Source organism: Hoyosella sp. YIM 151337 (assembly GCF_026041215.1).
In the GTDB taxonomy this organism is placed as follows: Bacteria; Actinomycetota; Actinomycetes; order Mycobacteriales; family Mycobacteriaceae; genus Hoyosella.
In genome coordinates, this window is sequence record NZ_JAPEIQ010000039.1 from 174394 (window position 1) to 187863 (window position 13470).

12 protein-coding genes are annotated in these 13470 nt (G+C 63.2%); 10 read left to right on the forward strand and 2 right to left on the reverse strand.

From position 1 onward, the window contains the following. Nucleotides 1–4: 4 nt before the first annotated feature. Together ONR57_RS18990 and ONR57_RS18995 are read left to right on the forward strand one after the other, a co-directional pair. Nucleotides 5–1378, forward strand: coding sequence for a hypothetical protein (locus tag ONR57_RS18990; RefSeq protein ID WP_265125114.1), 1374 nt, complete (start codon nucleotides 5–7; stop codon nucleotides 1376–1378). Between the two features lie 63 nt (nucleotides 1379–1441). After that, nucleotides 1442–2572 carry a glycosyltransferase family 4 protein gene (locus tag ONR57_RS18995; RefSeq protein WP_265125117.1) on the forward strand — a complete coding sequence of 377 codons (1131 nt, stop codon included), beginning with the start codon at nucleotides 1442–1444 and terminating at the stop codon, nucleotides 2570–2572. A gap of 105 nt (nucleotides 2573–2677) precedes the next feature. Here ONR57_RS18995 and ONR57_RS19000 read toward each other — a convergent pair whose 3' ends face one another. Then, entirely contained in the window at nucleotides 2678–4471 is a 1794-nt protein-coding gene (locus ONR57_RS19000; protein ID WP_265125504.1) for a long-chain fatty acid--CoA ligase, read from the reverse strand. 178 nt (nucleotides 4472–4649) lie between these two features. On the opposite strand from ONR57_RS19000, the gene ONR57_RS19005 reads away from it, so the two are divergent. From ONR57_RS19005 to ONR57_RS19040, 8 genes are all read left to right on the forward strand, one after another. Continuing rightward, entirely contained in the window at nucleotides 4650–5048 is a 399-nt protein-coding gene (locus ONR57_RS19005; RefSeq protein ID WP_265125119.1) for a polyketide cyclase / dehydrase and lipid transport, read from the forward strand. A 10-nt stretch (nucleotides 5049–5058) separates the two neighbouring features. Continuing rightward, nucleotides 5059–5499 (forward strand): SRPBCC family protein, encoded by a 441-nt coding sequence (locus ONR57_RS19010; protein WP_265125121.1) that lies wholly within the window; start codon nucleotides 5059–5061, stop codon nucleotides 5497–5499. Nucleotides 5500–5528: 29 nt separating this feature from the next. Continuing rightward, on the forward strand, nucleotides 5529–6788 hold the full coding sequence (locus tag ONR57_RS19015) for an ArsA family ATPase (protein WP_265125123.1): 1260 nt from the start codon (nucleotides 5529–5531) through the stop codon (nucleotides 6786–6788). Then, nucleotides 6782–7375 (forward strand): hypothetical protein, encoded by a 594-nt coding sequence (locus ONR57_RS19020; RefSeq protein WP_265125125.1) that lies wholly within the window; start codon nucleotides 6782–6784, stop codon nucleotides 7373–7375. The genes ONR57_RS19015 and ONR57_RS19020 overlap by 7 nt, the downstream gene beginning before the upstream one ends. A gap of 40 nt (nucleotides 7376–7415) precedes the next feature. Continuing rightward, nucleotides 7416–8396: an ROK family glucokinase gene (locus ONR57_RS19025; RefSeq protein ID WP_265125127.1), complete on the forward strand. Its 981-nt coding sequence runs from the start codon at nucleotides 7416–7418 to the stop codon at nucleotides 8394–8396. 52 nt (nucleotides 8397–8448) lie between these two features. Beyond that, nucleotides 8449–9195, forward strand: a complete 747-nt coding sequence (locus ONR57_RS19030; protein ID WP_265125129.1) for a 1-acyl-sn-glycerol-3-phosphate acyltransferase — start codon at nucleotides 8449–8451, stop codon at nucleotides 9193–9195. A gap of 41 nt (nucleotides 9196–9236) precedes the next feature. After that, nucleotides 9237–9725 carry a polyadenylate-specific 3'-exoribonuclease AS gene (locus tag ONR57_RS19035; protein WP_265125133.1) on the forward strand — a complete coding sequence of 163 codons (489 nt, stop codon included), beginning with the start codon at nucleotides 9237–9239 and terminating at the stop codon, nucleotides 9723–9725. Between the two features lie 64 nt (nucleotides 9726–9789). Further along, nucleotides 9790–11175, forward strand: a complete 1386-nt coding sequence (locus tag ONR57_RS19040) for a class II 3-deoxy-7-phosphoheptulonate synthase (protein ID WP_265125134.1) — start codon at nucleotides 9790–9792, stop codon at nucleotides 11173–11175. A 97-nt stretch (nucleotides 11176–11272) separates the two neighbouring features. Here ONR57_RS19040 and pknB read toward each other — a convergent pair whose 3' ends face one another. Continuing rightward, nucleotides 11273–13354: a Stk1 family PASTA domain-containing Ser/Thr kinase gene (gene pknB / locus ONR57_RS19045; protein ID WP_265125505.1), complete on the reverse strand. Its 2082-nt coding sequence runs from the start codon at nucleotides 13352–13354 to the stop codon at nucleotides 11273–11275. Nucleotides 13355–13470: the final 116 nt, after the last annotated feature.

Sequence of the window (13470 nt, forward strand, 5' to 3'; positions counted from 1 at the left end):
CCGTATGGCCCTGAATCGTGGATGGGGTGCAGGGAGTGCGCTTCTTCTTGCGGGCTGCCTTGCGCTGACTAGCTGCACGGGCGGTGGCGCATCGGGAGCGGGCACAACGTCAGAAGCCCCCCAGCCCGCGAGTACGGACAACCGGGTGCTTTCCACGTTCGAAAGTGAGCGTCTCGCTGGCCTTCAGAAGATGTTAGACGCCTGGGCGCAGGCCCAGCGTGACGGGGACCTCGAGGCGCTGAACCGGGTTTTCCATCACCGCGCGAACAGTGCCTTCATCGCCGATGAGCAGCGCCGCACGGAGCACATCGCTGCGGTACCGGTGGCCGAGTGGCGATATGAAGTGACGTCCGCGCCCGAAATCTTCGTACCGGGGGACGTCGCCGATCAGGTTGGTGCAGCGAACATCTGGGCACCACGAGTGCGGCTTGTCTACCGTTTGGAGGGAGAGCGCACACCGGTGCGCCGCGAGTTTCGGCTGCTTGCTGCGGCGCCAGCCGCCGCCGGCGGTGCGTGGTCGCTGGTCGATAATGGCACACTCGTGGCCGAGGTGCCCGAGTGGCGCCTGCCATGGGATTTCGGTCCGGTCCGCACTGATACGGTGCCGTGGCGCGGGGCGAACTCTCTTGTGCTTGGACATCCCGGTGACAGCGACATTATCGCTGCAACGGTCGGCCACCTTCCGGGGGCGCTCGACGCTGCGGATGACTTCTGGAAGCAGCAGTGGGATTCCACCGTAGTTGTCTACATCGCAGGGTCCCACGAAGAGTTCTCCGCGCTTACCGGCGGTTTCTACGACCATTCGCCTGCGGCAGCGATCGCGATTGCCGATGTTCGCCGCAATGAACCCGCTGACTCAATCAGCGGCGCCGCGGGCCACACGGTAAGCGGACAGCGAATCGTCGTGTCGGCACCAGCTTTCCGTCAGCTCGATGCGAAAGCACAGCTCTCTGTCCTCCGCCACGAGTTGACCCATGTCATAACCAGGGCGGTGACCGATCCGGCTACTCCACTCTGGCTCGTCGAAGGTACAGCTGAGTACGTGGGACGCAAGCCGATGGAAACCCAGCTGGAAGACGGCGCACCGCTGACACGTGCCCTCGTTCAGTCGCAGGGCCCGCCGGATCGGCTTCCTCGTGATGACCACTTTCGGGCGGGCGGACAAACCACCTCCCTCGCATATGAACTGGCCTGGACTTTTGCGGTCTTTCTGGCGGAAAAATTCGGTAAAGCCGCGATTCCGGAAATCTTCGCGGAACTTGCCGCGCCCGGAAGCGGACAAGGTGTCGTTGACGAGCGGATGCGCCAGGCGACGGGCGAGACATTGGCCGAACTTGTCGGAGAGTGGGGGCAATGGTTAGTGGAGAGAATGCCGTGACGCTGATAACGATATGAGGCTTCCGCCAACTCACCTTGGAGGTGGAACCAATACGGTGTAGGCATGCGGCGCACACTGCTGGTGACCAACGACTTTCCGCCCCGTCCCGGCGGAATTCAGTCCTACGTCCACACTCTTGCGGCGATGCTGCCGCCCGACCAACTTGTGGTCTACGCCCCTCGCTGGCGAGGTGATAGTCACACGAAGTTCGACGCTCAGCAGGACTTCGAGGTGGTCCGGCATCCGACAACCTTGATGGTCCCGTCGCCAGGTGTGATTAGACGCGCGCGTGAACTAACGCGGACGCGGGACTGCGCCGCCGTGTGGTTCGGGGCGGCGGCGCCGCTCGCGCTGATGACGCCGCTGCTGCGCGCCGTGGGAGTGCAGCGTGTTGTCGCAAGCACGCACGGTCATGAGGTGGGCTGGTCGATGGTTCCGCCAGCGCGCCAGGCGCTGCGAGTGATCGGGGATCACACCGATGTGGTGACCTACGTCAGCAAGTACACGCGCGGCCGTTTCGCGTCCGCTTTCGGCCCTAACGCCGCGCTGGAACACCTTCCGCCGGGCGTCGATACAAGCATCTTCCGTCCGGACGCGGACGCGCGTGCGGAGTTGCGCGCCCGCTACCGGCTTGGTGACCGCCCAGTGGTCGTGTGCGTTTCTCGGCTAGTGCCGCGTAAAGGGCAGGACATGCTGATCCGTGCGCTGCCCGAGATCCGCAACCGGGTTGCCGGAACTGCGCTGCTGATTGTCGGTGGGGGACCGTACGCAGACCAGTTACGCACGCTTGCCCGTGAGTGTGGCGTCGAAGACGATGTGGTCTTTACCGGTTCGGTGCCGGCGGACGAACTCGCCGCCCACCATGCCGTAGGGGACGTTTTTGCGATGCCGTGCCGAACTCGCGGTGCGGGACTCGACGTCGAGGGCCTTGGCATTGTTTTTCTGGAAGCGTCCGCCACCGGGGTGCCGGTCGTCGCGGGACGGTCAGGTGGTGCACCAGAGACCGTGCGGGAAGGGGAAACCGGCTTTGTTGTGAACGGGCGGTCTCTCGCGGAGATTACTGACAGGATCGTGGCGCTGCTGCACGACCCCGATCGTGCGGCGGCGATGGGCAAGGCGGGGCGCGCATGGGTGACAGGCAACTGGCAATGGGACAGGATGGCCGGCCGCTTGCGACAGTTTCTGTCTGCGTAGCCGGTTGCCTCACCGACGGTTGACACGCATAGGCCCGCCTCGGCGTTAGTAGACACCGTGGCGGGCCTATTCTCGTGGCTTAGCCCAGGATGCGGTCGGGGCAGGTCACTTTTGGTAGAGGGCCTCGATCTCGCTTGCGAACTTCTCCGCCACAACGTTGCGCTTGAGCTTCATCGAGGGTGTGAGTTCACCCGAGGCCTCGGTGAAGTCGATCGACAAGATGCGGTACTTCTTGATTGCCTCAGCGGATGAGACTGTCTTGTTGGCCTGCGCGATCATGTCGTCGATTTCAGCGATCAAGTCCGGATCGTTCTTCAGATCGTCGACGGTGGCGTCAGCTGGCTTGTTGTTGGACTCTTTCCAGCCGGGCAGCGCTTCCGTGTCAATTGTGATCAGCGCGCCGATGAATGGCCGCTGATCGCCGACTACCATCGCCTGGCTGACGATTGCGCTCGACCGCAGCACATCTTCGAGCCCGGACGGCGAGACATTCTTGCCTCCGGCAGTGACGATGATCTCCTTCTTGCGGCCGGTGATGGACAGGAAGCCGTCGTCGTCGAGTGAACCGATGTCGCCAGTGTGGAACCAGTTATCGATGATGGAATCTTTCGTGGCTGCTTCGTTGCGCCAGTAGCCGCCGAAGACAACAGGACCGGATAGCAGGACTTCACCATCTTCGGCGATGCGTACCTTGTTTCCAGGAAGCGGCCGGCCGACGCTCCCGATACGCACATGGTCGGGTGTGTTCACCGTGATCGCCGCGCTGGTCTCGGTAAGCCCGTAGCCTTCGTACACCTTCAGGCCAGCCCCGCGGAAGAAGTGGCCGAGGCGCGCGCCGAGTGGCGCACCGCCGGATACAGCTGCGACACATTCGCCGCCGAGCGCTGCGAGGAGCTTGGAGTACACGAGCTTGCTGAAGACGGCGTGCTTCGCCTTGAGTCCGAGGCCTGCGCGCCCGGTATCGAGGGCCTTGCTCCACTCGATTGCGACGTCGGCTGCCTTGTCGAAGATCTTGCCCTTGCCGCCCGCGTGCGCCTTGAGGCGGGCACCGTTGAATACTTTCTCGAAGATGCGTGGCACCGCGAGGATTACGGTCGGTTTGAAGTTCCCGAGGTGCTCCACGATATTCGGAATGTCAGCGGTGTGTCCGACAGTCATGCGGGCTTCGACGCACGCCACGCTGATCGCTCGGGCAAAGACGTGGGCAAGCGGGAGGAACAGCAGGGTACGGCTGTCCTTGTTCAGGTACTCCGACAGGCTCGACGCCAGGATGCTTTTGACCTCAGCGAGGAGGTTGTAATGCGTGAGCTGAACACCCTTCGGGCGGCCAGTGGTTCCTGACGTGTAGATGAGGGTGGCTGGGTCAGACGACTTCAGCGCTGTAACCCGGTTCGAGACTTCTTCGTCGGTGATGTCCGCACCGGCAGCGACCAGTTCATCGATCGCGCCTTCGTCGATGACGAGTACCTTCTTCAGGTTCTCGGCAGCGTCGGTCACCTCTTTGTGTGCTGTTGCGTTCGCGTTTGTTTCCACGACGATGCCGACGGCGGCGGAGTCCTCCAGGATCCAGCTGACCTGATCGGGGGACGACGTAGCGTAAATCGGGACGGTCACACCGCCTGCGGTCCAAATCGCGTAATCGAGCAGCACCCATTCGTAGCGGGTGTTCGAAAGCAGTGCGACTCGGTCACCCTGGCTGACGCCGAGCGCGATGAGCCCTTTCGCAACTTTTGTCACCTGTTCAGCGAATTCTTTGGACGTGACGTCCGTCCAGTTACCGCCGACCAGGCGGCGAAACAGCGGGTAGGCAGGATCCTCAGCAGCGTTCCGCGCGACAGCATCGGCGCAGGACGCGTCCTCGGGCACGGTATAGGTTGCTGGCACGCTGAACTCGCGCACTGGTACCTCCATCATTGGGGGATTCCTCAAGCTTTTTCGACTCACACTCTAACGTCAATCAAAGTCAAATGGGACATCGCCGCTGTCGGGATTGCCGCGTGCCGCGCGCAGTCGCTGCGCTGGCGTGCAGGCGGTGGTGTCTGGCCCGGGCAGCCCCCTTTATGTGATGCTTCCTATCGTGAGCAGCATTCATATCGCCGACGACACATTCGTCGCAGCGAGCCCCGGCCTCGTCGCAGCCGAGCTGAGTTTCGAGAGCGACTGGCGGCGGTGGTGGCCTGACCTCGCCGTGTCAGTGCGGGAAGACCGCGCGGAAAAAGGTATCCGGTGGCGTGTCGGGGACGCGCTGGAGGGCACGATGGAGGTGTGGCTTGAGCCGGTCCTAGACGGCACGATGCTGCACTACTTCTTACACGCCGAACCTGCGGGCGGGCTGATCCCACAGGCTGGTGAACTAGCGGACCTGAATCACAAGCGCCGCGTAGCAGGGCGCTCTATGGCGCTTGAAGTGAAATTCCGCGCTGAGCGCGGGCGCCGCCCGGGCGAGCCGTCGGTATCGTCAGCAACATCAGGGTAGCGTTTGCGTCATGGCTGAGAGGACCACGCAGTCGATCGTGATCGATGCTCCGGCGGAAAGCGTCATGGCAGTGATTGCCGATTTCCCGGATTATCCCTCATGGGTGTCGGCGGCGAAGCAAGTTGACGTGCTAGAGGAGGGCCCGGGTGGCCGGGCATCGCGGGTTCGATTCGTATTGGACGCAGGGGTAATCAAGGACACCTACGAGTTGGCCTACACCTGGTCCCCGAATGGATTGCGCGTCAGCTGGGAACTCGTCTCGGGCGGAATACAGAAGGCGCAGAGTGGTTCGTACACACTGGAACCCCAGGCCGGTGGCGAGTCCACCAAGGTTACGTACGAACTCATGGTGGATTTGGCGATCCCCGTGATCGGGCTGCTTAAGCGCCGTGCGGAGAAAGTGATCACCGATACGGCGCTGAAGGAGCTCAAGAAGCGGGTTGAACGCTGAACGCAGAGGACCGCGCGGGTGATGCGCGCTTGCTGCTTTTCGTCGGCAAGGGGGGTGTAGGGAAGACAACGCTTGCCGCGGCGACTGCTGTTGCGCTGTCGGATGAGGGCAAGCGCGTCCTCGTCGTGTCCACAGATCAGGCGCACTCGCTTGGCGACGCGCTCAACATCAAGGTACGTGCTCGTGAGGCTGAAGCAGAGCCGGTGATGCCAGTGACGCCGCGGCTGGATGCGCTCCATATTGACAGTCTGGAGCTGCTCGAGGACGGATGGCGAAGATTTGTCACGATCGTCGATGACGCTTCCGGTGACACTCCGGAGCACCGGCATGGGGTGGAATGGTTTGGGCTGGAGCCTGAAGAGTTCACTGGCCTTCCCGGCGTCGAGGAGTTGCTGGCTTTGGGGGAGGTCGCACGCTACGCACGCCAGGGGAAGTGGGACGTCGTCGTCGTGGACTGCGCCCCGACGGCTGAGACGCTGCGACTCATTGCGCTTCCCGAGACGGTGATGGCGTACGTGGACCGCTTGTGGCCGCGGCATCGAAGGCTACAGGCGCTGGTGGAGGGCGGTGTTGCAGGTTTCGCGGCTGGGATTCTCGACAAGCTCACCGATCACACGCGTGAACTTCGAGATCTCCTCACAGATGCAAACCGTACGCTTGTCCGGCTAGTAGTCACCCCCGAGCGTGTCGTCCTCGAAGAGACGCGCCGGACAGTCACTGCGATGTCGCTGCTCGGCATGACTCTCGATAGAGTGATCGCGAATCGGGTGCTGGTTGCTTATGATCAGTCCCCGGACGGTGTGACTGGTAATACAGATCGTGACGATCCCGTCTACCGCTGGTATCGGGACCGCGTGGCTGAGCAGCACGCTGTCATCGATGAACTCACGAACTCGCTGGGGGGCGTACCTTTGCTGACAGCAGGCTATGCCGCGACGGAGCCCGTTGGTGTGAGCGCGCTCGGTGCGCTAGCCCACAACGTCTACGAGGCGGCTGATCCCGGGCTGGTGGGTGCGGCCACGACGGCGGGGGATTGCGCAGTGGAGCGTGAATCGGGGTCGGGTCTCGACGCTGTCTACCTCATGCGCATGCCTCTTCCGCTGGTGGACCCGCTCAGCATCCGGCTCGGGCGCATCGACGACGATCTCGTTGTGGGTGCGGCGGGAATCAAGCGGCGTGTGCAGCTGGCGCCGGTGCTGCGGCGCTGTGTCGTGGCCGGCGCTGAGGTCACGGGCAGCGAGCTCCGTGTTCGTTTCCGGCCTGATCCCGAGGTGTGGCCGCAATGGTGACCATGAACAACGCCGGAGATAGTGCTGGGAGCCAGCGTCCGAACCATGAGTCCGGCGAGCATGCCGGTTCCTGTGGGCCCGAGCATGGTGATCATGCAGACCTTGGAGACGCAGAGACAGTCCGGCGCGCCGCTCGCGAACTGAGAATGCTCGCGCGTTCCATCGTGGATCGGCTCGAGCCGCTCGTGGCGCAGGTGGCCGACACTCAGCAGAGCGGCCCCTATCCTCGGACTGGCTGCGCGTGGTGTCCGGTATGCGCAATGATCGCGCTTTCCCGGGGAGAGAATCATGAACTGCTCGGATACATCGCAAGTCACGGTGCAAGCCTGCTCAGATTCGTCCGGGCACTGCTCGAAACGAGTGACGATAACGAGCCGGGTGACCTGCTGATGAGCGCTTTCGCCGATATGACGGAGTACGCTCGTGCGTTTGCAGGGTCGATGGCGCAACCGGATGCAGCGACTGAGCCGGAAGCTGGGCAGAAAGACCGCGCAAGGTCAGATAATGGCGGGGCGGGGCATGGTGACGGGGCTGCTGCGCCGCGCCGGGGCAGGTACGAGCGTATTCCTGTCCTGATCGGGTCGTGACCCGGGCTATCAGCGGCGGTACGACAGTGAAGGGCCGGGCATGTCTGATCTCGACCAGCGCACACTCGCCGTCGGCGTCGATATCGGCGGGACGAATATACGCGCTGGCGTGATCAGTAATGTCGGTGAAATCTTGGACACCGTGCATGCCCCAACACCGCGGTCGGCCAAGTCTCTGGAAAGTGCCTTAGAAGGCACGATCAAAGAACTGATGAGCCGGCATGAGATCGGTGCGGTCGGCCTTGCCATTGCGGGTTTTCTCACTCGCGACCGTTCGACGGTACGGTTCGCGCCGCATTTGCCGTGGCGGCAGGCCGCGGTCGGGGTTGAACTTACGCGGCGGCTAGGGGTTCCCGTGGTGCTCGAACACGACGCGAACGCCGCGGCCTGGGCGGAGTATCGCTTTGGCGCGGCCAAAGGCGGAGAGAACGTTGTGATCATCGCGATCGGCACGGGTATCGGCGCGGCGCTACTCATCGACGGGGAGATATTCCGCGGCAGTTACGGTATCGCCCCAGAACTGGGGCACTTGCAGGTCGTGCCTGATGGAAGGACGTGTCCGTGCGGTAAGCGCGGGTGCTGGGAGCGTTACTGCAGCGGGACGAGCCTCATTGACACAGCGATCGAGTTGCTTGCGGCGACGCCGTCGATGTCCACGCCGCTTGCGCGCGAAGTGCGTTCGGATCCGGGGTCCATATCGGGTCGACGAATCACCGCTGCCGCGCAGGATGGTGATCCGCTGGGGGAGGCGACCGTTGCAGAGTTCGCGCGGTGGCTCGGTGTGGGGCTGGCTATGGTGAGCGACATTTACGATCCGGACCTGATCGTTATCGGCGGAGGCGTCGGCAGTTCTGCGCCGATGTACCTGGATGAGGCGCGGGAGCATTACGCCGCAATGGTCACTGGCGCTGGTCATAGGCCCCTTGCCCGGATCAGGCGCGCGCAAATGGGTGAGGAGGCTGCGATGATCGGTGCGGCGGACGTGGCACGCGCCGCGCAGAACGACCGGCACTCTGGGTAGAGTTCTGTGCAGTCGCCCGGCGTTGTTGGGGCCGGGCGCACGAGGAGGACCGATGTGGTACTGGTTATTCAAATACATCCTGATCGGCCCGCTGCTGTATGCAATCGGGCGGCCGTCGATCGAGGGTGCAGAGCATATCCCAGAGGAGGGTGAGGCGATCCTGGCCAGCAATCATCTTGCGGTCGCGGATTCGCTGTATCTCCCCCTGATGGTGCGCCGTCGCATCACATTCCTCGCAAAAAGCGAGTACTTCACCACTCCTGGGGTTAAAGGCAAACTTCTGAAATTCTTCTACGCGGGGTCCGGTCAGGTCCCGATCGACCGCAGCAGTGGTGCTGCGGCGGAAGCCGCGATGATTACGGGTCGGCGAATTCTGGCTGAAGGGAAATTGCTCGGGCTGTATCCGGAGGGGACGCGATCACCCGACGGGCGGCTCTTCAAGGGCAAGACCGGTATTGCGCGCTTGGCGCTAGAAACCGGTGCACCCGTGATCCCTGTGGCGATGATTGGCACAGAGAGGGTCAATCCGCCGGGGTCGAAAATGTGGAAACCCGCGAAGGTGCGGATCCGTGTGGGGAAGCCGCTCGACTTCTCACGTTTCGAGGGCATGCGGGGGACCCGATTCGTGGAACGGGCGATCACCGATGAGGTGCTGTACGAACTAATGAAGCTATCTGGCCAGGAATACGTCGATATCTACGCGGCGACGTACAAGGCGGGGCAGGCACAGAATGGGCATAAGACATCGCCGTCGGAGCAAGGTCCAGTGCAGCCAGACACTCCCGCGGCCGCAAGCTAGTCCTAATTCTCTACACCTAGACAGGCGGGCACGCAGAGACCGTGCGTTATTTCTACGACTGTGAATTCATCGAGGATGGGCGCACAATCGACCTTGTTTCTATTGGGGTCGTGAGCGAAACAGGCCGTGAGTTCTACGCAGTTTCGACTGAGTTCGATCCTGGGCGGGCAGGTAAATGGGTGCGAGCGAACGTTCTCCCCAAGTTGCCACCGCCCTCGTCGCAGGTCTGGCGTGCCCGCAGCGCTATCAGGGACGGGCTGACGGATTTCTTTGCGGCTGATGGCGAACACATTGAATTGTGGGCGTGGGTGGGGGCCTACGACCATGTGGCGCTCTGTCAGCTGTGGGGGCCGATGACGGCTCTGCCCAGAGGGATGCCGCGATATACCAGGGAGATCAAGCAGCACTGGGAAGCGCACGGGCGGCCTGAGCTGCCCGGCGCCCCCGGGGCTGTGCACGATGCGCTAGCGGACGCGCGGCACAACCGCGCACGCTTCCTCGCGATAGAGCGCCGCCGTTCACGAAATTGAGCGCAACAGTATTGTTTTGCACCCTAATGAGCACATCGATGGGTGGACGTCCTACGCTAGAGGGGTGAACTGGACCGTCGACGTGCCGATCGATAGCTTGCCGGAGTTGCCGCCGCTGCCACAGGAGCTGCGCACACGGTTAGACGACGCGCTGGCAAGGCCAGCTAAGCAGCAACCCTCTTGGCCAGAGGGACAGGCTGCGATGATGCGCACCGTACTCGAATCGGTACCGCCGATCACCGTTGCGCCGGAAGTGGACATTCTGCAAGAAAAGCTCGCCGCCGTCGCGCGAGGTGAGGCCTTCCTGCTGCAGGGCGGCGACTGCGCCGAGACTTTTGCCGATAACACAGAGCCGCATATCAAAGCGAATATCCGCACTTTGTTGCAGATGGCAGTTGTGCTCACCTACGGGGCGAGCATGCCGGTCGTCAAAGTTGCGCGTATTGCGGGCCAGTACGCGAAACCGCGCTCCGCAGACGTGGACGCGCTGGGTCTGCCCTCCTACCGGGGCGACATGGTCAACTCGCTCGCGCCGGATCCAGCCACCCGCGTTCACGACCCGTCTCGGCTGGTCCGCGCGTACGCGAACGCGAGTGCCGCGATGAACCTTGTCCGTGCGCTCACCGGTGCTGGCATGGCTGACTTGCGGAAAGTGCACGAGTGGAACCGTGAATTCGTGCTGACCTCTCCGGCAGGGGCGCGCTATGAGGCACTTGCTGGAGAGATCGACCGTGGCTTGCGTTTCATGGAGGCGTGCGGGGTGAACGACCCGGCGCTGCACACGGTGGAGATCTACGCGAGTCACGAAGCCCTGGTCCTCGATTATGAGCGCGCTATGCTCCGGCTCGATACCCGCCGTGACGAGCCGCGCCTGTACGACCTGTCGGCGCATTTCTTGTGGATCGGCGACCGTACCAGGCAACTCGACGGTGCCCATATCGCCTTCGCGGAATTGGTAGCGAACCCGATCGGTCTGAAGATTGGGCCGTCAACAACTCCGGAAATGGCAGTTGAGTACGTGGAGCGGCTCGACCCTCACAACAAGCCGGGCCGATTGACTCTGGTCGCAAGGATGGGGAACAGCAAAGTGCGGGAGTTGTTGCCGCCGATTGTGGAAAAAGTGCAGGCAACCGGCCACCAGGTCATCTGGCAGTGCGATCCGATGCACGGCAACACACACGAGGCCACAACTGGTTACAAGACACGCCATTTCGATCGCATCGTCGACGAGGTTCAGGGGTTCTTTGAGGTGCACCACGCGCTCGGCACCCACCCTGGCGGGATTCACATCGAACTGACTGGCGAAAATGTCACCGAATGTCTTGGTGGGGCTCAGGATATCTCTGATCTTGACCTCGCTGGCCGGTACGAGACCGCGTGCGACCCGCGGCTGAACACACAGCAGTCTCTGGAACTTGCGTTTCTCGTCGCCGAAATGCTGCGCGGCTGACCTCAACTGCTCCAGGTTCACCACTTACGGGACAGACGCACGAGTTGTTTCTCGCGTCTGTCCCGTTTCTCGTGCAGCTGTGATGGCGCCGGCGAAGTCAGGGGAGCGCGGTGAGGGTAACAGTTCCACCGGGGCGCTGGCGCGACCCCGCGCTCGGGCTCTGGCCGACAACAATCGACGACCCTGAGTTCACGAGCTGGCGCACTTCCACTCCGAAGCCCAAACCGGAAAGCTCGTCGCGGGCCGAGCTGACACTGCGGCCGAGAACTGAGGGCACTCGCACCGCGTTAGACACAACGAGGCTGACGCTGCCGTTCGCGGCGACTTCGGCTCCGATCGCGGGTTCGGTCTGTGCTACGCGGCCGGCATCAATACCGCCGTCGAAGTCTTCCTGAACCGCAGCGACGGAGAGGCCAGCGTCAGCGAGGACGTCACGCGCTTCCTCAGCGCTGAGACCACGGACATCAGGAACGATAACCGGCTCACCGAGACTCGGGGTGACTGTGACGCGTGAACCCACCGCCAGCACTGTCCCTGGACTCGGTGCGAGCGATACGACAGTTCCCTCGGGCCGGTCGCGGTCGAATACGCCCTCGTCGACGACCACCTCGAAGGTACGTTCCGCAAGCACGTCAGCCATCTCATCGACGGTGACGTCGCCGGTGATTTCTGGCACGACCGGCTGCCCCAGGGAAACGTCGAGGGTGACCTCGCTGCCGCGAGGCACTCGGCTACCTGGCGCAGGGTCCATGCCAAGGACTGTGTCGATGGGCTCGGTATCGCGGTAGAGCCCGTTGCGTACGGGGGTCAGTCCGGCATCCTCGATCGCGGATTCAGCCGCAACGAGGCCCAATCCGGCGGTGGCGGGAACGTCAACGTAGCGCCCAGAAGCCAGCCACCAGGCAGCGGTGCCTACCAGCGCGGCGATGAGCAGCACTGCGATCAACACGACGAGCGGCGAACGACGACCGCGCGGCGCGTCGAGTGGATCGTCGTCTGTGGCCCGGGATTCCGGTGACGCGGGCGGGGACGGCGGGTATTGCTGCGTCAGCGCCCGGGTCGTGTGTGGTGCTGGGGTGTTGTCCTGGTATTCCCCTGGACCGGCGTGCAGCCCAACTACCGGCGGCGCAGGGGCTTGAGCCGGAAGGACGGTCGTTCGCGGTTCATCCCCCACAGACTGGTCATCGGGAGGTGTCTCGAGTTGTCGGGTGCCATCTTCCGCGTTTTCTGGCCGCGCAGCAGCTGCAGCGGCTCGAGCGGCCGCTAGCCCGTGAAGGGTCTCCCGCGTGCGATGCTGTGCCGAACTCTGCGGCACGGGCACGCGGTAGGGCGGCAAGCCAAGGCGCTCACACACCCCCATGAGTGTGTTCGCCATGGCGCCGGCGTCAGCGAAACGTTGTGCTGGGTTACGGGCGGTCGCCGTTCCGACGAGCTCGTCGAACTCGCGGGGGACACCAGCGATGAGTGAACTCGGGGCGGGCACATCAGCGCTGGTGCGCTGGTACGCGATCGCGATCGAGTTGTCGCCAGTGAAGGGCGTCTGTCCAGTGAGCATTTCGAACAGCAAAATGCCCATGCTGTACACATCGCTCCGCGCGTCGGCCGCTCCGGTGCTGACTTGTTCTGGTGACAGATAAGCCGCAGTCCCCAAGATCATGCTGCCCGAGGTAGTTCCGGACGCGGCGACAGCGCGCACCAGTCCAAAATCGGCGATCTTGACGGCCCCGGCATCTGAGATCAGGACGTTTTCGGGCTTGATGTCCCGGTGCACCAGCCCAGCTCGATGGGCTACGGAGAGCGCTCGCAGCACGGGACGCGCAACAGCCGCAGCCGCGTACGGCGGCATTGGGCCGCGTTCGCGCAACAACTCGCGTAACGTGCCGCCCGGCACAAGCTCCATGACCAGGAAAACATGGTGCTGATCCGTGCCCTGGTCGAACACCGCAACGAGCGACGGGTGCGACAGCTTGGCGACAGACCGAGCCTCCAGTTCGAACCGGTCGAGGAATTGCACATCGTCGGAGAAGCGAGGGTCCATGACCTTGATGGCGACGGGCCGTTCCAAACGGAGATCCATGCCCTGATAGACCATCGACATACCGCCCCGAGCGATCGGCGCATCGATTCGGTAACGCCCGTCGAGGAGGTGCCCGACGAGCTTGAGTGAATCACTGCTCAGGGTCCACCTCCAAGTAGGTCAGCTGCGGTATCGAGGCGGCGCCTGCTGAGCGGCGCCGGCGCCTCACCGATGGTAGCGGCATGGCGCGGTAAGTGCCGCATCAGTACAAACGTGTG